22 protein-coding genes and 1 pseudogene are annotated in these 21,969 nt (G+C 39.8%); 11 read left to right on the forward strand and 12 right to left on the reverse strand.

The window, feature by feature from the left end; all coding sequences use genetic code 11:
* Positions 1 to 49 precede the first annotated feature (49 nt).
* Positions 50 to 1,282: a CCA tRNA nucleotidyltransferase gene (locus KME09_18785; protein MBW4535987.1), complete on the reverse strand. Its 1,233-nt coding sequence runs from the start codon at positions 1,280 to 1,282 to the stop codon at positions 50 to 52.
* A 95-nt stretch (positions 1,283 to 1,377) separates the two neighbouring features.
* Here KME09_18785 and KME09_18790 point away from each other — a divergent pair, with 95 nt between their 5' ends.
* Positions 1,378 to 1,626: a Ycf34 family protein gene (locus tag KME09_18790; protein ID MBW4535988.1), complete on the forward strand. Its 249-nt coding sequence runs from the start codon at positions 1,378 to 1,380 to the stop codon at positions 1,624 to 1,626.
* 144 nt (positions 1,627 to 1,770) lie between these two features.
* Positions 1,771 to 2,400 (forward strand): DedA family protein, encoded by a 630-nt coding sequence (locus KME09_18795; protein ID MBW4535989.1) that lies wholly within the window; start codon positions 1,771 to 1,773, stop codon positions 2,398 to 2,400.
* Between the two features lie 18 nt (positions 2,401 to 2,418).
* Here KME09_18795 and KME09_18800 read toward each other — a convergent pair whose 3' ends face one another.
* The 3 genes from KME09_18800 to KME09_18810 form a co-directional block, all read right to left on the reverse strand.
* Positions 2,419 to 2,814 (reverse strand): FHA domain-containing protein, encoded by a 396-nt coding sequence (locus KME09_18800; GenBank protein ID MBW4535990.1) that lies wholly within the window; start codon positions 2,812 to 2,814, stop codon positions 2,419 to 2,421.
* Positions 2,815 to 3,025: 211 nt separating this feature from the next.
* Entirely contained in the window at positions 3,026 to 3,349 is a 324-nt protein-coding gene (locus tag KME09_18805; GenBank protein ID MBW4535991.1) for a phasin family protein, read from the reverse strand.
* 94 nt (positions 3,350 to 3,443) lie between these two features.
* Positions 3,444 to 4,622 carry a transposase gene (locus KME09_18810; protein ID MBW4535992.1) on the reverse strand — a complete coding sequence of 393 codons (1,179 nt, stop codon included), beginning with the start codon at positions 4,620 to 4,622 and terminating at the stop codon, positions 3,444 to 3,446.
* Positions 4,623 to 4,851: 229 nt separating this feature from the next.
* Between KME09_18810 and KME09_18815 the strand changes: the two genes are divergently transcribed.
* The gene (locus KME09_18815; protein ID MBW4535993.1) at positions 4,852 to 5,172 is read left to right on the forward strand and encodes a TIGR03792 family protein; all 321 of its coding nucleotides are present in this window, start codon (positions 4,852 to 4,854) and stop codon (positions 5,170 to 5,172) included.
* 200 nt (positions 5,173 to 5,372) lie between these two features.
* On the forward strand, positions 5,373 to 5,738 hold the full coding sequence (locus KME09_18820; GenBank protein MBW4535994.1) for a zinc ribbon domain-containing protein: 366 nt from the start codon (positions 5,373 to 5,375) through the stop codon (positions 5,736 to 5,738).
* Between the two features lie 14 nt (positions 5,739 to 5,752).
* Here KME09_18820 and KME09_18825 read toward each other — a convergent pair whose 3' ends face one another.
* A complete protein-coding gene (locus KME09_18825; protein ID MBW4535995.1) occupies positions 5,753 to 6,976 on the reverse strand; it encodes a TetR family transcriptional regulator in 1,224 nt (407 codons plus the stop codon).
* A 439-nt stretch (positions 6,977 to 7,415) separates the two neighbouring features.
* Between KME09_18825 and KME09_18830 the strand changes: the two genes are divergently transcribed.
* The 3 genes from KME09_18830 to KME09_18840 all read left to right on the forward strand — a co-directional run bounded on the left by KME09_18830 (position 7,416) and on the right by KME09_18840 (position 10,426).
* Positions 7,416 to 8,258: a fatty acid desaturase gene (locus KME09_18830; GenBank protein ID MBW4535996.1), complete on the forward strand. Its 843-nt coding sequence runs from the start codon at positions 7,416 to 7,418 to the stop codon at positions 8,256 to 8,258.
* A 372-nt stretch (positions 8,259 to 8,630) separates the two neighbouring features.
* Entirely contained in the window at positions 8,631 to 9,623 is a 993-nt protein-coding gene (locus KME09_18835) for a phosphotransferase (GenBank protein MBW4535997.1), read from the forward strand.
* Between the two features lie 182 nt (positions 9,624 to 9,805).
* The gene (locus KME09_18840; GenBank protein MBW4535998.1) at positions 9,806 to 10,426 is read left to right on the forward strand and encodes a precorrin-8X methylmutase; all 621 of its coding nucleotides are present in this window, start codon (positions 9,806 to 9,808) and stop codon (positions 10,424 to 10,426) included.
* Between the two features lie 58 nt (positions 10,427 to 10,484).
* Here KME09_18840 and KME09_18845 read toward each other — a convergent pair whose 3' ends face one another.
* Together KME09_18845 and KME09_18850 are read right to left on the reverse strand one after the other, a co-directional pair.
* A complete protein-coding gene (locus KME09_18845) occupies positions 10,485 to 11,183 on the reverse strand; it encodes a phosphate ABC transporter permease (GenBank protein ID MBW4535999.1) in 699 nt (232 codons plus the stop codon).
* 81 nt (positions 11,184 to 11,264) lie between these two features.
* Entirely contained in the window at positions 11,265 to 12,440 is a 1,176-nt protein-coding gene (locus tag KME09_18850; protein MBW4536000.1) for a cysteine desulfurase, read from the reverse strand.
* Between the two features lie 233 nt (positions 12,441 to 12,673).
* On the opposite strand from KME09_18850, the gene KME09_18855 reads away from it, so the two are divergent.
* Positions 12,674 to 13,711, forward strand: coding sequence for a hypothetical protein (locus KME09_18855; GenBank protein ID MBW4536001.1), 1,038 nt, complete (start codon positions 12,674 to 12,676; stop codon positions 13,709 to 13,711).
* A 45-nt stretch (positions 13,712 to 13,756) separates the two neighbouring features.
* Here KME09_18855 and KME09_18860 read toward each other — a convergent pair whose 3' ends face one another.
* Entirely contained in the window at positions 13,757 to 14,254 is a 498-nt protein-coding gene (locus KME09_18860; GenBank protein ID MBW4536002.1) for a hypothetical protein, read from the reverse strand.
* Between the two features lie 138 nt (positions 14,255 to 14,392).
* Positions 14,393 to 15,241, reverse strand: coding sequence for an S-formylglutathione hydrolase (gene fghA / locus KME09_18865; GenBank protein ID MBW4536003.1), 849 nt, complete (start codon positions 15,239 to 15,241; stop codon positions 14,393 to 14,395).
* Between the two features lie 295 nt (positions 15,242 to 15,536).
* Here fghA and KME09_18870 point away from each other — a divergent pair, with 295 nt between their 5' ends.
* Positions 15,537 to 17,252, forward strand: coding sequence for an NAD-binding protein (locus tag KME09_18870; protein MBW4536004.1), 1,716 nt, complete (start codon positions 15,537 to 15,539; stop codon positions 17,250 to 17,252).
* 271 nt (positions 17,253 to 17,523) lie between these two features.
* Positions 17,524 to 17,667, forward strand: a pseudogene (locus tag KME09_18875) (hypothetical protein).
* 115 nt (positions 17,668 to 17,782) lie between these two features.
* Here KME09_18875 and KME09_18880 read toward each other — a convergent pair.
* The 3 genes from KME09_18880 to KME09_18890 form a co-directional block, all read right to left on the reverse strand.
* Positions 17,783 to 18,397: an alpha/beta hydrolase gene (locus KME09_18880; protein MBW4536005.1), complete on the reverse strand. Its 615-nt coding sequence runs from the start codon at positions 18,395 to 18,397 to the stop codon at positions 17,783 to 17,785.
* 110 nt (positions 18,398 to 18,507) lie between these two features.
* Positions 18,508 to 19,230 carry a hypothetical protein gene (locus KME09_18885; GenBank protein MBW4536006.1) on the reverse strand — a complete coding sequence of 241 codons (723 nt, stop codon included), beginning with the start codon at positions 19,228 to 19,230 and terminating at the stop codon, positions 18,508 to 18,510.
* Positions 19,231 to 19,259: 29 nt separating this feature from the next.
* Complete coding sequence (locus KME09_18890; GenBank protein ID MBW4536007.1) at positions 19,260 to 20,273, reverse strand: hypothetical protein; 1,014 nt, start codon at positions 20,271 to 20,273, stop codon at positions 19,260 to 19,262.
* A gap of 613 nt (positions 20,274 to 20,886) precedes the next feature.
* On the opposite strand from KME09_18890, the gene KME09_18895 reads away from it, so the two are divergent.
* Complete coding sequence (locus KME09_18895) at positions 20,887 to 21,915, forward strand: MBL fold metallo-hydrolase (GenBank protein MBW4536008.1); 1,029 nt, start codon at positions 20,887 to 20,889, stop codon at positions 21,913 to 21,915.
* Positions 21,916 to 21,969: the final 54 nt, after the last annotated feature.

The following is a 21,969-nucleotide window of genomic DNA, read 5'->3' on the forward strand; positions in this document are numbered from 1 at the left end:
ATTTTGGTTAGTCATACTAAATCCTGTTGATATAAAACAGGATTTAATATTACGTAAGGCTACAGTTGCTAGATTGCAACCTGAAATTAGCAAAGTCGATCGCCTGCTGGAAAGTAGCTATTTTGGACTCGATCTGGGCTACTTGGATTTCGGTTAATAGTTCGCCGATCGCCCTAGAAGGTTTGAGGTTTAATTCCCGCATCAGATCGTTGCCTGTAACTAAACACTGAGGATGAGCCACGGGATCTGTCGGATCTAAATAACGCTCAATTAAAGGATCGATGATTCTTCTGGGTATTGCTAAAGCGATCGCTCTTGCCATCAAAATGGAAAAAACATCTTTAACTGCTAAAAACCAAAAATACTGTTCTCTCAAGCTCATTTGCTGAGTCATCTGTTGTAACCCAGGCAAATGCTTGAGGGTTTTGGTTACGGCTTTAATTTGAGTACGGGCATACTTTAAATTAGTTAATTCAGCTTCTGCCATGTCTGCTGCGTTGGCAACTACCACCGATAATTTAGCTAAGATAGCTAACTGAGGTATTTCTAAACCAGATTCAAGGCAAAATTCAATTCCTCTAGTTATAGCGTTTAACTGTGCCAAATCTACTCCCTGACTATTTGGTAGCCAGAAACTGAACAAACCAGACTCTATCGCTGTGGCTAACCATCGATCTCCTTGGGGTGCAGTAATCAAGTAATTTAATTCTGCTTGGACTCTTTCTGCTGCAACCATTTTAAGTAAGTCAGCGCGATCGCCAATTGCTTTTTTTGTCTCTACTTCTAGCGTAAAATTTAGCTGTGCAGCCTGACGATAGGCTCTAAGTAGCCTCAAGGGATCGTCTTCCAGGTTTTTAACCGCAACCATCCGCAAGACACCCTGTTCTAAATCTGCTAAACCCCCTAGAGGATCGACAAGCTGTTGCGATTTAATATTGTAGGCGATCGCATTAATCGTAAAATCCCTACGGTTTAAATCTTTCTCTAAACTTGTCCCTACCTGGTTGGCTAAATCTAAAGTTCCTTGGTCAAATACGACTCTGGCAATTTCTCTGGCTTCATCCAACACCACAAACCCCCCATGATAGAGACGAGCAAACCGTTTAGCAGTGGCGATCGCTTTTTCGGGTAAGACAAAATCTAAATCTAGGGGGATTTTATAACGTTGCAACAGAGCATCTCTAACCGAACCTCCAACTAAATAAGCGCGATCGGGCAACTGAGTTAAATCGCCAGGGAAATCAACTTGTGCTAAATATGATTTGATTTTTTCTACGCTCATTTAAACTTATTTAACTAAACTTATCTAATCTATTGCTGTCTGAGCTAAATTAACAATTAAAGCATGAAGTCCAGTTAGAAAAACATCTCAACATTATGTGTATCTGTATTAACTGCCATTATGTAGATCGCTGCCAAACCTATAACGCAGTAGAAACCCAGCATCAACAACCGCACTTAACTGAAAATCCTACCTTTGAACCTAACGAACCTAGTATCAACGTCAATATTCGTACCGTAAGCGATACCATTGAAATGGAATGGGATGTAGTAGGTTGTAAAAGCTTTGTTCAAGAAGCTGGAAAATGGTCAAGTCTTCGCCCTGGTGAAGCCGTACCTACTTAAGTAATGGGTAATGGGTAATGGGTAATGGGTAATGGGTAATAGCCTGCCTACATGGAAACTTGATTAGTAATCACTAACACATTGACACTATTACTAAATCCACGTCATCATAGAGGATAATATTAATCTTTGTAAAGGCGTTGGATGTCATTTGAATTTTTCTCGTTAGACACTTTACAGGAACTGGCTCGCCTCTACGGTTACTGGGCAGTTTTTGTCGGAATTGCGCTGGAAAACATGGGAATTCCGCTTCCTGGCGAAACTATCGTCATTGTGGGCGGTTTTTTGGCTGGTAGTGGCGAATTAAACTACTGGTGGGTTTTAGGTAGTGCGATCGCTGGTGCAGTTTTAGGGGATAATTTTGGCTATTGGGTTGGTCGATTTGGTGGCTGGCAATTTGTCCTCAAAATCGGTCGCGTTTTTCGCATTCAAGAACAGCAACTAGAGCAAGTAAAAGACCGCTACAGCCAAAATGCAGTGCAGGCGGTTTTCTGGGGTAGATTTATCACCTTGTTGAGAATATTCGCTGGCCCCTTAGCGGGAATTACTCGAATGCCTTACGGACAGTTTTTAGTCTGTAATTTTGGTGGTGCTGCGGTGTGGTCAGCTACCATTGTCAGCATTGCTTTCTTTTTGGGTAAGGCAGTTTCTTTAGAACAAATTGTCAGTTGGGTGGCCCAAGTCGGGATCGTGGCATTGTTGCTCGTAATTATCTTACTGTGTACGCCCATCATTTGGGAATATGGGCAGAAAAAGTTTTTTGCCAAAGATTAATGTGGATAGATCGACTAATTATTCACTAATTAAAGTATCTTTAGCGCTTTTTGGTTGCCGTCTGATCCTTTCCTGACTATTTACATAATCAAATTGTTGTTGATTAGAACTTGACTCAATTTTAAGCAGAATTTTCGGGCCAGACTGTGCCAAGCGAACAATCATACCATCTAATGCAGTTGTCTTCTCAACGCGCTCACCATCAATATAAGTACCATTAGAGCCAACATTAACTACTTCCCAGTCGTCTATTGCTGATTTTCTAATTTCAACATGATGGCGCGATACTACGGCACTATAAAGAACTACTTCATTATCGGTGGCACGTCCAATTCTAATAATCGGTTCGTCTTCAAATTCCCAGCTTTGAACCGCTATTGCTTGAAGAGGATGTAATAAAGTTAGTGTAATCACAGATTTGTCTTAGTAAGGAAAGTTAATGGTCTAAAATCTCAAACAGCTGCATTTTGTTTTCGGTAGACTCAGGAAATTTTCCACATAGCGTATTTTAATTGATATAAATATAGGCTGGATCAATTTCGTCGTCTTAATACTAGCTGATGAAAACAATAGTGTCCTTTATTTGATTTAATTAAATCCAAAAACTGTGGCATGACAAAACTAACTAACGCCAGTTCTTATTTTCCAAGTCTCTAATCTGACGTTCCAGGCGATCGATCCGTCCTCTCAATTCATCCATTTCTGCTTGGCGAGGAACTCCCAAATCTTGGAGCATGTTTTTCATTTGTCGCTCTGCTTGTTTCTGAACACTGTCTGAACCAGTATTAAGCTGAGACATGAGATCATCGACGAAAGATTTTGCCTGTTCTGGGTTGATTTTGCCGTCTTTAACCCACTCTTCGCTAACTTGCTTAATTTTCTCGGCCACCATCGAAGTCGTACCTACTCCCAACATCATTAACTGTCTAAGCCAGTCGTTATTATCCATTTTTATAAATCTCCTAAATTTTATTTATTATCTTATTAGATCCTGACATCCTCCCGACTCTGATTGCTACGCAATACAAAGCGGGGTTCCCAACTCAACCACCAAACTTATCCAACAAGTTTTCACTTATCGAACAGAGGTTCAAATGTCCTTGGGCGTTCATTCGGGAGTGTCCCCCCCTACTCAAATGTTCCAATCCTTTTGCCAAAAGATTACGACTGGCGTTTTCGTCCCTGTCGAGAATACAACCGCACTCACAAGCGTGGGTTCTTTCAGACAAAGACTTGAGGACAATTCGATGGCAAGAACTGCATTCTTGGCTGGTGTACTGAGGTGGAACAGCAATGACAATTTTGCCAAATACTTGTCCATAATATTCCAACCACTCAAAAAACTGTCTCCAAGCCGCGTCACTTATACTGTTGGCAAGACGACGATTCTTGACCATATTACGCACCATCAGTTTCTCGAACACCACCAAATCATTAGATTTGACCACGCATCTTGCCAATTTCACGGCAAAATCTTTACGCTGGCGCGAGACTTTAAGGTGCTTTCTTCCCAGTTTGTTAATTGCTATCTTTCGTTTGTTAGAACCTTTAACCTTGCGACTTACTTGTTTTTGCAGACGTTTAAGAGCTTTTTCCGATTTTCTCAGATGACGAGGATTTTCAACTTTGTTCCCTTGATTGTCGGTATAGAAGTGTATCAACCCAACATCAAGAGCAATTACTTGCTCGGCTGGTTCGACGAATTCAAGTCGGTCAATGGCAACACAAAATTGAGCGTAATACCCGTCTGCTCTACGCACAACTCGAACTCTTTTAATTTGTTCAGGTTGATAGTAGTTGAGATCGTTTGCCCCAATCATGCGAAAACTACCAGCCTTAAAACCATCCGTGAAAGCGATAGATCGTCTATCCTCAGAGAGTTTATAGCCAGTAGTTTTGTATTCAACAGAGCGCGATTTTTTGAATCTGGGATAACCTTTTTTCTTGATAGCTGAATTTTTACAGTTGTCGTAGAAACGCTTAATTGCAGCCCACGCTCGTTCGGCAGATGCTTGACGCGCTTGAGAATTAAGCTTTTTTGCCCATTCGTATTCTTTAGCCAACACAGCACAGAGAGCAGACAGATTGTATTGTCCGACACCGCGATTGTCCATCCAATGCCGAATACAACTATTTCTGACAAAACCAGCCGTGCGAATCATCTCGTCAATGACCGCAAACTGTTTTGTCGAACCTCTGAGCTTGGCTTCAAGTACTAACAAGACCAAATATCCAAAATATCTTATGGAGTTATTTTACCATAAAGTCTGCTGGCGCAGGTTTGTTTGTTGGTGAGGGGCTGTGGTCGGAGGAAACCTCCGAGCTTTATACGCCCCGTCGAAATTCATCTCGTCGCTGAATCAAAGATTACTGCGCGAGCCTTCTTTCGACATTAAAGGTAAAATAACCCAATATAAATATTATCGATCTTTTTTCCTAATTAAGAATTGTATGGTTATTGAGTGGCTCAAGTTTATGGTAGATTCAGCAAGCCGAGAAGAGTTTATTCAGCAAGACGAGAAAATTTGGACGGCTTCGTTGTCTACTTATCCTGGCTTTCTGGGTAAAGAGGTTTGGATTGAGCCTAATGCAGCAGGTAAAGTAATTTTTACAATTCATTGGCAAACTCGTGAACAGTGGAAATCAATCCCCGTCAAAGATTTAGTTAAGATTGAACAAAAGTTCTCTGCCGCTATGGAAGAAATGAAGATTAAATACAAAATGATTGAAAGTAAAGAATATCAAATCCGTAAATTCCCCTCTAAGCAATGAACAATGAGCAGTGAGCAGTGAGCAATGAGCAATGAACAATGAGCAGTGAGCAATGAGCAATGGACAGTTCTCTGTAGGGTGGACAAAATTTACATTTAACCATACCCGATCAATCAGTTAATTTTGACCACCGCATTAAAATACAAGCTTCATCAGTAATCAGTAATCAGTAATCAGTAATCAGTAATCAGTAATCAATCATGCCTAGCTGTCCCCAGTGTCACAAGCCTGTAGATGCTCAGGCGCTTAGTTGTCCCTACTGCGATAACCCACTAAAAGCTTTTGGTCATCCTGGTATGCCTTTATACCAGTCATCAGATGGTACAAGTTTATGCGATCGCTGTACTTATCATTTAGACGATACCTGTAATTTTCCCCAGCGTCCTCACGCTAAAAGCTGCACCTTGTTTCATGATGCGTCTATTCCCTTGGTTGAATCTAAAGATATCCCAACTAGTCAACTAGGCTGGCGAGGAATTAAAAACTGGCTCTATCGCTATCGGGGATTAATGGCGATCGCTTTATTAATTTTAATTAGTGTCATTATTGCCCTAAGTTCAAGCTAATTAGTAATTAGTAATCAGGTCTTTTTATCTAAGCGTGCTGCTGATTCAAGTGCTGCTTTGTTTCTGGCTCTTTGAGCATATTGCTTGAGGTGTTCAATATCTATTCCGCTGAGAATGCTTAAATCTTCTAATGCTATACCTCGCATTAACATCTCCACACACCAAGTCTGCCGTGCTTGCTTTATTCCAGGAGGCTCTCCTTGAGGAGTAAGCAGATCGCTAGTTAGATTCCGCCAAATTGCCTGTAGCTCTGCTGCATTCATAGCTTCACCTACATCATTGATAAAAATTGCCGCCTGTTCATCCTTACGGCTTTTTAACCATTGAATTAAGGGATTAATAGTACTTGAGCCGTAGCGAAAACCCATAACCCATTGATTAAGGGGAACTTGTCGTTCATGGCCATAATTTACCTGAAGAAGATGCTGCTGTGGTTCTACGATAGAATGCGATCGCTCTAAATGCAAAACTTCAACTAAAGATAAACCCGAGCCAAACAGGACATAGATCAGAGCGTATTCTTGCTTGCCTGTTCTCTTGGCTTTTTTAAATAGCGATCGCACTAAACTAGCAGGTAAATCAGCGATTTCTGCTGGCTCAACTTTGACAATACTAGTTTCCGTTACTCTAGAGGTGTCTGAAGTAAAAGAACCCTGTAAAAATAAAGTTACTAAAGTATCGAGAAAGTTGTTGTGATCTGTCCAGTAATTATAGTCTTCTGTACTTGATTCGACGATGAAATAGCCAATTAGCGAGAAATTAAAGAGATTAACGATTTGTTCTGGGGTTAAATCGCTGGATAAGTTTTCTTTGGCGATCGCTTGTTCTAGATACTGCGCCACATAACGATTTGCCTCACTCAAGCCTTTACCTAACGCGATCCTATTTTCAACAGGGTAATTACCTGCTTCTCCTATAATAGAACGAACTAAATCGGGTGCTTTATTTAAAGTTCGTAAGCTTTCTTGCGCGTATTCTTGTAAAAAGTCGGCTACGTTATCTTCAGCATTCGCCTGTTCTACAAGAGCGTGAACTAGTTTAGCAAAGACCGCTGAATCTTGAATTACGGCTAAAAGCAAGCGGTACTTGTTGCCAAAATTACGAAACAATGTTACCTCATTCACCTGAGCGCGTTCGGCGACGGCTTTGGTGGTAGTTTCCGTTACTCCTCTTTCGGCAAATAAATCTAGAGCTGCTTCAATTAGACGTGCTTTGGTGGATTTTCGCGGAGTAGACATATTAAAGATAAGAATTGATATTTAGAAAACTGATGCAAAGCTTTGGTAATTTTGCTGGGTTCCACAGTTAATAAACGACAGTTAAATATGGGAATTTTTGCTGGGGATTTTTTAATTGTATTAGTACCGAGTTACTCAAACGGTTATATTTCAACTATTTGTCGATATTTTAACTAGATCAATTTTGCTTCTGTTCACAAGTTTAAACCAAAAGAATGTAAGTACCGCTTGCATTGTCAAAAATAAATTGTTACACTGAGATATGTAAGCGACACTTGCAAAAGGTGAGAGAGTCCGCGATGCTTAAAGAGCTAAGGGAACACTCTAGTTATTATTTAATACCTTTAGATATTAAGCCTAGTAAGAGTCCTACAGGGTTCGCCTCCAGCGTAACCACTCAAGCTTTGTAATTTTAAATAATCTTAGGACGAGTTTAGTAATGACACAGCAATTGATTGCTCCCAAGAGCCAGATATCGGCTCAGCCAGAAGAAAAACTACAGCTATGCTGGGTAAACATTATTTTCTTTGGTGCTTTTCATGTAATTGCCTTATCCGCACCCTGGTTTTTCTCGTGGTCTGCTTTAGGAGTAGCAATTTTCTTCCACTGGCTTACTGGTAGTATCGGTATTTGCTTGGCATATCACCGTATTTTGACTCACCGCAGCTTGGAAGTTCCCAAATGGCTAGAACGAATTCTAGTTACCTTTGGCGCACTAGCATTACAGGGTGGCCCGATTTTCTGGGTAGCAGGACATAACCTACACCATGCTCATACAGAAGATAATGACAAAGATCCCTACTCAGCAAAGAAAGGTTTTTTGTGGAGTCATATGGGTTGGTTAATGTACAAGCAAGACAAGTATTTTGACTACGATCAGTATAAAAAGAATGCACCCCGTGTCGATAGAGATCCCTACTACCGTTGGTTAAACAGCAACTTTATTCCCCTACAAATTGCTTTAGGTCTTGCTCTATATGCTTTAGGTGGTTGGTCTTGGGTTATTTACGGTGTCTTTGTTAGAGCCGTAACTCTATGGCACTGTACTTGGTGTGTCAATAGCGCAACTCACTTCTGGGGTTATAAAAACTTTGAATGTGAAGATGGTTCGCTTAATCTTTGGTGGGTTGGTATTATAGCTTACGGCGAAGGCTGGCATAATAATCACCACTTCAATCCCCGCGTAGCTAAAGCTGGTCAACGCTGGTGGGAAATCGATGTGACTTGGTGGGTAATTCGAGTATTACAGGTTCTCGGGTTAGCTAAAAAAGTCGTGTCTTAAGTAAATTGCTTAAAAATTAAATAAGATAGAGATATTAAGCGATCGCTTTATTGATTAAGGCGATCGTTTATCTTTTAGGGCTTTTTATTAGTTAGCGATAAAACTTCGATCATCAACAAATTAAAAGATGAGCTACCCATAAAGTCATTGTTTCCTTACATAGCTTGGAAGTATTGAGTTTTAGTATCAATTGATACTTAACAGCATCCTAGCTAGCAGTTAAGTTAGAGAAATAACATTTATCTATAGTTTTTTAATAAAGATAGGGATTTAGTTACTAAGCGAAGGCATTAAGATTTAAATCTTCAATTCTTGACTTAGCCCCGACTGAGGATTGGCAAATTTGTAGCTAGTAAAGGGTCTTAATTATCAATGGTAGCGATGGGTGTATTTCCAGCCATCTATTCTACTCTTTCACCCCAAGCCTTAATCGAAGGTGTATTGACAGAGTATGAACTAGGAACGATTAATCAGTGTCTATTCTGGCATCGAGGTCTGAGTGACATTTATCTCATCGAAACAGCGCATAAGTCCTATATTCTCAAGATTTCTCATCACCATTGGCGTTCTCAGTCAGAGATCCAGTTTGAGCTTGAATTTCTCGACTTTCTCAATCAACATAATTTGCCCATTGCTAGTCCTTTAAAAACTAAGTCAGATGCGTTGTGTGTCACTATTCATGCAGTAGAGGGCGATCGCTATGCTGCTCTCTTTCCCTATGCTCCAGGAGAAATTCCCCAAGGCGATCTCAACCTTGAGCAGAGTATCATCATGGGTGAAACTTTGGGCAGACTTCACCAAACCTCTCTTCAGTTTAGAAACAGAACTTCGCGTCAATGTCTCAACTTGAAATATCTATTAGACGACTCTGTAGCAACGATTAATCCTTATTTACGGAATCATACTCAGGACAAGTCTTATTTGCGAGAAACCATTTACCAGATTAAACAGCAGCTAACCTGTCTGGGAAAAACTGCCCCACTATGGAGTGTTTGTTGGGGAGATCCCCATAGTGGTAATGTCCACTTCACTACAGATAATCAAATTACCTTATTTGATTTTGATCAATGTGGCTATGGGTGGCGTGTTTTCGATCTGGCAAAATTTTTACAGGTGTCTCTCAGCGCAGGAATTAATCGTAAGGTAAGAGATGCCTTTTTTAAAGGTTACGAAAATGTTCAGCCATTAACTGAGGCTGAAGTAAATTCGCTGCAAGCTTTAACTCAAGTGGCTCATATTTGGGCTTGGGCAATTAGCATTAAGGCTTCCGCAGTTCATAATTGGTCTAGGTTAGATGACTTTTATGTTAGGCGACATCTAAACCAGCTTAAGAGATTAAGTAGTCAAGACTGGCAGTTGTTTTAAATGTTTAATTCAGTGTGAGCAAAAATTTTTGACTATCAATGTTTTTGACACGTTTTTAGATTTAGCTTAGATTAGCTTAAAATTATGGTTTAAAGTTTAATCATTAAAAAGCCGACGTATCGCTTAATATTGAGCTAGCCTATTAAACTGCTCTTTAAATAACACCAGCGACTTATAAACGGATGGATTTAGATTTTACTGACGCTTCTTCTTTAGCTATAATTGACCGCCAAATCGGCGAAATTGGAGAAAATATTACTCCTGCTCAATACGAAATAATACGTCAGGTTGTCTATTGCACTGCCGATCTGGAATATCAGTCTCTACTGAAATTTTCTCCTGGTGCGTTGGCTAAGGGTGCAGCAGCACTGACGGCAGTTACGCCAATTATTGTGGATGTACCAGAGATTCAGGTAAGTATTGTTCCCAAGCTGCAAAAGACTTTTATTAATCCCGTATACTGCTGTGCCACCACTAGTAGTCATGTGGCAAAAGATGGGAGTAAGGCTTCTAAGGGACTAGAGATTTTGGCTACAAAGTATCCCCAAGCTATCTTTATTATTGGTCAAGATCAAGCTGCCTTGTTGACCATGATAGATCTGCTCAAAAATAAAGTTATTGAGCCTAGTTTAGCGATCGCAACTCCACCTATGTTTATCAAGTTGGAAACTAAGCAAAAACTCAAAAACTTTGATTTTCCCTACATATATATTAATGACCAAAAAGGTGGTGCTAACATCGCTGCGACAATTTTTAACAGCTTGATTAGATTGGCATGGCAAGCAGAGAGAAGGAATTACTGATTGATTACTGATTACTGATTACTGATTATTTGCCCTAAAGGATTCACTAAAGGACTGATTAGCGATCGCGTCTTTTAATTCTCGGATTAGTTTGGCGACGTACTCTGGGGGGAGTTTTTCCGCCTAATTGACGGCTAACTTCGAGAAACACATCTCGTTGGATATAAGGATACTGTCCAATCCAAAGATCTTTTTGTGGAAGATAGGCATCGGAAATTTTGTTAATTTGACTGAGATCTAGTTTGTTTGACAACACCAGTAATTCAGCCGTCTGTCCTGGTTTTATTCCTTTATGAATACGCTGTAGGGGAGCTTGAACCTCAACCTCAAAACCTGTTTCATCCCCTAATGCCAAGTTGATCCAGCGTTCGCGATTCTCGACAATTACTAATTCCCCCCGTTGATTAACCGTTTCTTCCTCGCCAATCAATTCTTCTGTTAGATAGACATCTAAAACTTTGCCACGCCAAAAGCCAGAATACTTAAAACGACGACTGGCAGAATTGCGTAGGCTTGCTTGGTATACGGGACACCATAACCAGTAAAGAGCGACAATTCCGCCTAACAGTAGAATTAGAGCCTCTCCCTGATTGCCAACCAGCGCATTTAAAATTAAAACTACGACTACACCAATAAAAGAAATTAAAAGTCGATTTAATACATCAGACCACTTGCCCCAATAATAAGCATATTGTTGACCAGTAGCAATGAGGGGAATTAACTGTTCTGTTTTTTCCCTGGTTAAAGGCTTAAGCATTTGTAATTACAGTGAACAGTGAGCAATGAGCAGTTACATGGAGACTTGATTAGTAATCAGTAATCAGTAATCAGTAATCAGTTAGCTACAGCATACTAAAGGAGGCATTAAACGGCAGATAACCTGTTTTAACACCATTGCCGTCCAATCTATATCCGCCTCTGTAGTATCTCTACCCAAAGTTAAACGAATTCCTCGCTTTGCTGCTTCTGGGTTATAACCCATCGCCGAGAGAATGGGACTGGGATTTAATTTACCGCTATGACAGGCAGAACCTGCACTGATGCCAATACCTGCTAGATTTAGTTGTCTGACGATAGTTTTGCCCGTAATATCTTTAGCTCTATCAGCAAAGCGATCGCTTAAAATAAAACTCGCATGATGGGGAAGACGATAGATCCGATCTCCTGTAGTTTCTAAACAAGGATAGTCTGCCATGAGATCGAATAGGCGATCGCGCAGGCTAATTAGACGAAAAACTTCGGTTTGCATCTCGGCTGCTGCCAACTCTGCTGCAACACCTAAAGCAGCGATCGCTGGTAAAGCTTGTGTTCCTGAACGAATGTTGGCTTCTTGTCCCCCACCACCAAGTAAAGGTATAAGTTGAATTCCCTCACGGATGTATAAAGCGCCTGCTCCTTGAATGCCGTATAGTTTATGAGAAGACAAAGACAATAAATCTATCCCCAACTGAGCGACATCAACAGGTAAACGCCCTGCTACCTGTACCGCATCGGTATGAAATAAAGCGCCATGTTCTCTGGTAATGGCTGCTAATTTTTCGATTGGTTGCAGTGTCCCAACTTCACTTTGTCCATAAATGACTGATACTAAAACTGTATTGGGTTGTAATGATGCCTGTAAGTCTAAAGGATTGACCCGACCGTAGCGATTGACAGGCAGTTTAGTTACTTGCCATCCCCATTGTTTTAGCAGCTTTACAGGTTCATTAATCGCCGAATGTTCAATGCTAGAAATAACAACATGCTGTGGTGTGCTGTATTGTCTAGCTACCCCCATAATCGCTAAATTATTAGCTTCTGTCCCTCCAGAGGTAAAAACAATCGATTCAGGATTAAAAGCATTGAGTAGTCCTGCTACCTGCATTCTGGCTGTTTCTAGAACTGTTGCCGATCGCTGTCCCCAATCGTGAAGACTAGAAGGATTTCCCCACTGCTGTTCAAATACAGCTTGAGCTGCGGAGATTGCTTCTAGACGAGGTTTCGTCGTGGCACTATTATCTAGATAAATTTGCATACAGTTATTATTTACTCACTTCTCAATCTAGCTTAAAAAGAGCTATGTCTACTTCTGGTTATATTGTCTCTTGCTGAGGATATTTTAAACTATTCATTGAGATATATTTTTAATTTGCTATTAGTAGCTATTTATAAGTTGTGTTTTGCTTGCACAATGAAAATTATGGAAATTAACACAAAATATCCTGTTCATGTCGCAAAATATATAAAGCAGTCAATGGAGTTTGGAAAATGTTGTCATACGCCTTAGCGATCGCCGTAGCCATCAGTAGTCTAGTGCTGTTTTTAACCGCTTTTTTGATGTCTGGGATTCACCGCAAGGATGACTTTCTCTGGGGTGCGGTAGGATTATTTTATGCTTTAGTGCTGTGGTATTGCGCTCGAAACATTACAGGGGCAGTACTTTTAGGGCAGGCTGCTGCAACAGTGTTACTAGTTTCTTATAGTTGGCAAACGATCAAATTGAGACAAGCGATCGCTAATCCTCCAGAGGCTAATGAAATCCATAATTTCTCAGTTGTCGGCAGTATTAATGGTTTATTGAAGCGTAGAAAACCTCAAGTTCAGCCACCTGCTAAACCTCTCACCAAAACACCTACGCCCAAGGTAACAGAAGAAGATATTGCCATTCCTGAAACTCCTGTTGAGATTTCTGAACCAGCTACAACTACTACAAAAGCTCAAGATCAAGCTCAAGATATTAATCCTCCTGTTGCTAATGAACAAGTTAATGTTCCAGATGCTAAACCTTTATTTGAGGTAGTAGACAAAACCACCCCAAGTAGCACGGAAGATCCTAATAATCAAGTATCACAACCAGCAAAAACTGAACTATTGCCATTCCCAAACAAGTTACCCGAAGTTGTTAAAACAACCAAAATCGAATCAGTAGAGAACGAAACAGCTACGGATAATCTAGATAGTCAGCCTGTATTAGAAGATAGTAAACCTGAATTAGAAACTGACGATGTCTCTAAGGAAGCTGCTAACGAAGTAAAAGATTCAATTCCAGTCCAAGAAGTTGAGCCACAACCTGAACTAACTTCCCCAGAAACAGCAAAATCTACCAAACCTAAATCAGCTCTTGATTCTCTAGAAACAGTAGAAGTTGCAGAAGTATTGGAAGCAGAATCCGATCGTCAATCTAATAATAGAGAACCAGATCGATTTAACATTATTGAAGTAACTACTACCGAGATTAATGTTACTACCGAGGTCATCAAAACAGACCAAAATCAAGATAGCGACTCTAATTTTAAAGAAGTGTAACCAGTAAAAAAAGCCATTTAAAGAGTATCTGTTCACGATCGTCACCTACAAACGAGTTACATGGGCAGAACTCCTCGTTACCCAATAGGTAATATCATCTTTAGTAATTCTATTTGATGATTTTTCATCTTCTTGAGCTTGACGAATCTTCTTAAGTTGCGATGGGAACAAATTTTGTAAGAAAAAATTTACTGTATTAGGCTTAAGTAATCCCTGTTGAATAGCGGCATCGCCAAAACGCAATGAATTTGCGCGTTGTTCTCCCAGTATTTTTTGGATATCGGATTCGCTGAGTAACCCTGCTTTATTCAAGTAGAAACCAATTGGATGCTCGATTCTAGTATTAACTAATTTGAACCAATCTTGAACAAAAAAGTCGGCAGTATCTTGCTTAATCCAGCCTCGAAGGGCTAGGATTTCTCCCAGACGCATATCTTCGTAATAAGCTTGATCTCGAAGGGCAACTTCTAGCTGAGGAGTAGTAATTAGATCGGCTTCTTGTAGAATTGTGCCAATTGGTTTGAAAGTAATAAATTTAGACATCAGAGTTATTAAAAGTAGCAGTAAATTTAAAAGTTTTTTTAGCTCTAATTCTTAGTTTTAAATTAACTAATGATTAATTTAATTAAAAAAAGGTCAAATTAATCAACCAGAACTAGCTATTGAAACTTAATTACTTGGTTACATTAGATAAGCAGCATGATGCTGCATATGATCCTTTATAAAACTACTAATAGTAAAGTAGCTGTGATCGTATCCCTGTTGCCAGCGTAAATTTAGTTTTTGTCCGACTTGCTGACAAGCTTGCTCAAAATTTTCGGGCAATAATTGTTGCTGTTGATAAAACTGATCTTCAGTTCCCTGATCGATTAAGATTGTAGAGTTGAGCTGAGTATGTTTGACTAATTCACTCGCATCATATTCTGTCCATGTTTGGCGATTTGTCCCTAAATAAGCCGTAAACAGCTTCTCTCCCCAAGGACACTTCGTTGGTGCTGCAATGGGTGCAAAAGCGGACACAGATCGATACTGCTGCGGATTTTTGAGGGCGCAAATTAACGCTCCATGTCCTCCCATCGAATGACCAAAAATGCTTTGCCGATCGGATTTGACGGAAAAATTATGCGTAATTAAATCTGGTAATTCTTGAGTTACATAGCTATACATCTGATAGTGCTGTTGCCAAAGATGTTCTGTGGCATCGACGTAAAATCCCGCACCACTACCTAGATCCCAAGTTTCATTTTCTCCAGAAATACCCGTATTGCGCGGACTAGTATCGGGAACAACTAGCATAATGCCTAATTTTGCAGCATATTGCTGTGCGCCAGCTTTGGTGATAAAGTTTTCCTCATTACAGGTCAATCCAGATAAATAGTACAGTATTGGTACTGGTTGCCACTTCGCCTGGGGAGGAAGATAGACAGCAAAATTCATCTGGCAGTTACAGGTAGATGATTGGTGGGAGTAATAGGCAACAGTGCCATCAAAACAGCGGTATTCAGAATTAAGCTGGAGAGAATTAGGCATATAAGTAGGTAGGTCAAATTAATTAGAAGATGCTCTGGTAGGGAATTAGGGAATTAGGGAATTAGGGAGAGATAACTAATTACCACTAAAATCTATCTTGTTTTTGGTTTTATATTTAATTCCGCCTAGCTATTTAATTTAAAATCAAAAGTCTGATTATTTCGAGCGATCGCTAATAGTTGTCGATCATATTTATCAACTCGCTTTCAACAGTGTATTTCTATACAGTAGATATAATCTGCATTAGACACAATATATATTATCGGTTTCCCTCTGCATCCTAACTTTAAAATATATGCAACCCAAAATTATTATTTGTGGCTTGGGACGCACAGGCTCTAAAATTTATAGCCTACTGAAACAGCAAGGAGCAGAAGTAGTCGCAATTAGCAATAATTCGCTTCATCCTGCCAGCAAACAAATTATCGTTGGCGATCCGCGAGATAACGTTACTTTAATTAAGGCGGGAATCAGACAGGCAAAAACGTTAGTTTTAGTACATGACGATGATGCTTTAAATTTGGCAATCTTAACCCAAGCCAGGGTACTAAATCCTCAAATTCGGATTATCAATCGTTTGCTGAATCATACATTAGGCGATCGCCTTGACTTGACTTTACCAGACCACTTCACCATGAGCGTGGCAGCACTAGCCTCTCCGCTGTTTACTTTTGCTGCTTTGGGTAATAAGGCGATCGGTCAACTCCAGTTATTCAATCGTACCTGGCCAATTCACGAAGAAGTGATTGAGACCGATCATCCCTGGCTAGGCAGAAAACTCGAAGATTTGTGGGTAGACCCCAATCGGATGTTGATCTACTATTTACCCGTTCACGAAGAGATCGATCTAGTTTCGGCAATTACCCAAGAAAAATGTCTATCGGTGGGCGATCGCCTAATCGTCGGGACAAGACCCCAAATGCTGACTAAACGTCGTTCTTGGCGCAAGAAACTATCCAAGGCAATTTTCAATCTTCCTCGCTATCAGCAATATGCTCGTCCTGTAACTTTAGTCAGTTTGGCATTACTAGCAGTTATTTGTGCTGCAACCTTAATCTATGTCAGCATTAATCTCCAGACATCCTTCGCTGATGCCCTTTATTTTTCTGTAGGTATGATTACGGGAGCAGGAGGGAAGGAAGAAGTTGCCGAAAATTCAGCAGACTATATTAAAATCTTTACAGCAATCATGATGATCGTCGGTGCTGGAGTAATTGGTATTTGTTACGCCCTAATTAATGATTTTGTCTTAGGTAGTCGGTTTCGGCAGACTATCGACGCTGCCAAAATTCCCCGACATAATCACCATATTGTCTGTGGTTTAGGTGGAATGGGTATTCAAATTACTCGTCAGCTTCATGCCCAGGGACATGAGGTAGTGATCATCGAATCCGATCCTAATAACCGTTATATTCGTGCTGCGCGTTCTCAAGGCATCCCCGTAATTATTGAGGATGCAAGTGTACCCTCCAATTTAAAGGCGGTGAATGTGACCAAAGCTGTAAGTTTAATTGCCGTTACTAGCCATGACACCGTGAATCTAGAAATCAGCCTGACTGCTAAAGCTTTGTCACCATATTTAAAAACCGTGGTGCGTAGCGGGGATCCCCAGTTTGCTCAATCAATGCAGGACGTGTTTGAGTTTGACCACGTATTGTCACCTGTCGAATTAGCTACCTATTCCTTTGCTGCTGCTGCTTTGGGAGGTAGGATTCTCGGTAATGGTATGACTCAAGATCTACTATGGGTAGCTTTAGGCACCATGATTACCCCCAAGCATCCTTTTTATCATCAAACAGTCAAAGATGCTGCCATGAAAAGCGATTTCGTGCCTTTGTATCTAGAAAGACAAGGCTACACTCTGCATGGCTGGCAATTACTCGAAACTCGCCTGCAACCCCAGGACGTTTTATATTTAACCATGCCTGCCAGTGGTTTAGACCAACTGTGGCGCACTCCTAACTCCGACGATGAACTACTCGATCGCCTTGAAGATAGTTTAATCAATTAATTATTTTGGTAACGAAAAGAAAGCGATCGCTGAAATTGAAAACCTGTCATCAGGACAACAAGATGCGATTACGCATTTGCGCACCCTACAAGTTACGATTATTTTGTATCCAAGTTAGGAAAAATAATTTATGAGCTTTATTTTAGAGCGTGAAACACCGCTTTAGCTTGGGCAGCAAATAATGAACGTATGTCTGGATGTAAGTGATTGAAGCCTTGCTATACTGAGCATCATCAATTATCAAATTTAACAACCTAAATTTAGCTAAAATATGCAGCCTACTGACCAAAGTAAGTTTACTGAACAAGCGTGGGATGCGATCGTAAAATCTCAAGAAGTTGCCAAATTATTTCAGAATCAAAACTTAGAGGTAGAGCATTTAATTTTGGCAGCGATCGAACAAGAAGAATTGGCGATCGCCAATATGTCGAGCAATGCTATGATATAGTCTGCCAACAGATGCAACAGGAACTAGATCGATTAGTTCAAGATAAATAAGTTTCTGGCTTCAAGCCAGGTTATTACTAAATTCAGTCTGTCTGACTAAAAGCATTTTTGACCGTCTTTTGGACTATGGAATCGTTCATCATAAAGCTATGAAAAACTGGTAGCTGAATTATCCGATCTTGATGAGATAATCGAGTTTCATTGAGGGCAACTATACCGTCATTAAGCTCATCGCCAAAGGGACTCCAGAAACCCCGTAACCCTCCAGTTCCCGCCACAATTGTGTAAGGAGATTCAATTCTTGGCAAGGATGTAAAGAAGTCTGGATTAGTTAAATTCAATCCACATTGACCTGTCCACCATCTAAATGGTGCTAGTCTCCAAGCGCGTAGGGCAAGACGGGGTAGTTGATTTGGTGTGCCTAACATGACAATATGTTGAGGCATTGCTAGAGAATTCAATCCCAAAGCTGCTCGTACCAGTAACCCGCCTAGAGAGTGGGCAACAATTCCATAATCACCTTGACTTGCCAAAGTTTGCAGACGAACTCGTAGACGTTCCACAATGCAATCAAAGGTTTCACTGACGGCTAAATAGCTAAACTGCTCCGTTGCCCATCCTGACTGTTGTAAGAACCATTCAAGACTAAGTAATGATAAAGATGTTCTACTCAGACCATGAATTAACAATATTTTCATCTAACGTTTTGATCGATCAGTAGGAAAAAAGAACTACTTGCTTGCATACTAATAGATTCGCGAGCGCATCTGGGAGTTTCCTGACATTTTTTAAAAAACTATTATTGCGGTCACAGTAAGTAAAATTCGATTGAAGTCTTATTTTTATTTACGTAGTTTTTTGCGTGCCACATCTTCCTTGGATGATTTATATCATGACTTGTATTTCGTGTTTTAGCAATTTCTGTGTCAGATTCTAGAGTATTAACTTTCTTTGTATTATTTTTTTCTACTTTCGTATATTGTTGAGAAAATATTTTATTCTGAACTTCACCTAAAAGAGAAGTTACGATATCTTGTTCTGAACTCATTAATACAGACATAAAATGAGTTAACCGTTCTTTGCTATATTCATCCCCTCGATCAACGCGAACAAGATTACGGCTAAAATAGTCTTGAGAAATAGAGATCGAATTCTCATTTAACTGTTTTAGAACATAGTTAGTCAAAACAACCGCTTCCTTAAATTGAACCAAAATCTCTAAGGAAGGGTTTTTATCAATTGATTCCATAAGAGAAATCAGTTCGTTCTGTAGTCTAACAGCTAAATGGAGTGCATCTTTTTCCATTTCCGACTCAGCTAATTTAAGATTTAGATCTTTTATCTGCTTTTGACTTCTGTTAGAAAGTTCGTAATAACGTTGCTGTAACTTATCCCGACTGTTAATTAATTCTGTATTAACTTTTTCATATCGTTTGACAGCTTGTCGATCTTTTTCGTTAACTGCTTGGGTTGTGAGTACACCTGCGACTGCGCCAGCAGCAGCGCACGCTGCCATAATTAGAGGTAACATAAATGACTCCTTAATTTATTTCTTTTTCGTTAACTTGGTGGTAAAAGATTTTGCTTAGAAGCTTTGAGTGATTGATGTGGTAGGTTTTGAAGCGACTGATAAATTTGTCGAGATTCCATGTATCGTTGCATAGCAGCCTGTACACCTGATTCACGAGGACGATTGACAATCACATCAGTCAATTGCTGTTCTTCATCTAAAACAGACATGCTTTTTTCATGTTCATAGATTAAATCAGCTTCCACTTGACTGAGATACTGCAATTCTTGCTCAGTCATGGATTCGTAATAAGCTCTGACTTCTTTTTTGTGGTCATCAAGAATCTTGAAAAATTCGTAAGTTAAACCAACACCTCCCGCCACCCACAAAGCAGGAGAAATTGCAGTAAGAGCGATCGCAATAGGGGGATAAGCTGTTGCTACAGTTGTGACAATAAAAGCAGTTCCACCACCGACACCACCACCAATCAGTGTTTCTTTACCCGTTTCTTTTGCTGCATCTTGAGCAGAAATTTCCCCTCTAACAACCCGAAGTCCATTTCTTAGCATCGAAAAGGGAGCAGTTGTAATTGCGCCTATGGCTGCGCCTTTCGGTGCTGCCTGACAACCTGCTTTAATTGCTCCAGTTAAATTTTCCAATTGTGCTGTCAAATCGAGTTTTACTTGTTCATGAGGAGTCATATTGCGACTGCCACGAGCGCGATTAATCGAATTGTTCTCCCACTTGATATTATCTGGATTACTAGAACCGCCATGCTTGTGAGACTTTATGTGACTGGCATCTTTATCTGATAAATATTCCTTGACTTTGTGAGCAGCAGATTGTCCATCTACGCCTGCTCGTTGAGATGGCGGAACTTTATCCAACATTTGTAGTGTTTCAGCATCAGTGCGTCTGTATCCTGTACCACTACGTATTCCGCCTCTACGTAAATGATTTATTTTTTCGGGAGTGAACTGAGCGATATCTTCTAACTGAGCATGATAAACCTTAGAATTAGCAGCAGTATTAAACGCTGAATTGCGTTGAGAATCGTTTGACATTTATTTAAAACTGTTATTTTTTCTAGTTAATCCTCTTTATTGGCTGAAGCGTGTGATTTAAGTCGTCAGTTAAGGAATATTTTGGTAACTAAAGATTTAGTGATTTTTTTAATAGAACAGGGAACACTAATTAAGAAAAAAGAATGAAGATTATATATGCGAAATCAGACAAATATTCTAATAACACTTATTTTACTTGGTTCAATAACTGGATGTAAACAAAATTAGAAAAGAAGAAGCTTTTTTAATAAATGAATGGGGATTTATCTATACTAAATTTAGCGAAGTTTGGCGTCCCGATAACTGTTGATAAAGTTTATTTAAGAATTTATATTTTTTAATTAATCGTTCATATTCGCAACTTTTCAAAAGCAATTGTAATTGTGTTTGCCATCTTAAAGTGCGATCGCTAGATATATCAATCCTAAAATATCGGCTGATGTTTATTTATTTAGCAGATTTTTCCCTAAATCGCTAAATCTAGAAAATGCGATCGCACTGCAAGTATCAAAGTAAAATAGCCCTAAAGGACAAGCGATCGCTTTTGTTTTCAACTTAAATTTATTCGTTACAATTGCAACTTGTTTTATCTCAACAAGATTTAGATTAACTTATGGTCTTTGCTTTCGACAAAATATCTAAAAAATGGCGACTTTTGCTGTTAGCCATCTGTACTATGCTGTTTCTAATCTTTGGTGCAGCTTTTAAATTGAGTAATAGTTCCCAAGTTATTGCTCAAACTCAAGCAACTAATACCCAAACTAATGCTGCTGTTTATCACTTCAAAATCGGCAAGTTCAACGCCATGACTGTAAGTGATGGTAATTTAAATATTGCTCCCAGTTTCTTTCTTCCTAACGCCGATCCTGCTGAAGTAGAAAACTCTCTTGACAATAGTTTTTTACCGACTAATAGCGACTATTTATTTTATGTTAATGTTCTTTATGTCGATACAGGAGAGCATAAAGTCCTGATTGATAGTGGCGCAGGAAAGGCTTTTGGCAATACTGCTGGTTTTTTGTCGCAAAATCTTCAAGCTGCTGGGATTGACCCAAAAAGCATCGATACAGTCTTAATTACTCATGCTCACGGCGATCATATTGGCGGATTGGTTGCAGCCGATGGTAGTTTCACTTATCCTAATGCGGAGTATTACATTTCTCAAGCAGAATGGGATTTTTGGACAGATCCTCAAGTTAGCTTGCCTAATTCTTTGGTAGACGACAAAACTAAGCAATCTGCGATTCAAGGAGCGCAAAAGACGTTGAAGGAAATTGAAAATAAGACAAAGTTCTTTGAATTTGGAACTGAGATCATTCCTGGAATTCTTGCCACAGAAACGACTGGACATACTCCAGGACATACATCATATTTGATTACTTCAGAACAGAATAAACTAATCGCCACTGGGGATATTTTCTACAGCGATCCGCTAAATTTGGAACATCCTGACTGGGAAGTAGCTTTTGACGCTGATGCTGCCAAAGGTTTAGCTACTAGAAGCAAGTTTCTCAACGAAGTTAGTGAGTCCAGAGTGGAATTGTTAGTCCCTCATATGCCTTTTCCAGGTTTAGGTCATGTTAGCGCGGAAGCAGATCGCTATGCTTGGACACCTTCCTGGTGGAAATTCGATCCTGCTTGATAAATAACAGGTAATTGGAAATAAGAGCGATCGCTTTAATTTAGATAGCGATCG

This window comes from Pleurocapsa minor HA4230-MV1 (assembly GCA_019359095.1).
GTDB lineage: Bacteria > Cyanobacteriota > Cyanobacteriia > Cyanobacteriales > Xenococcaceae > Waterburya > Waterburya minor.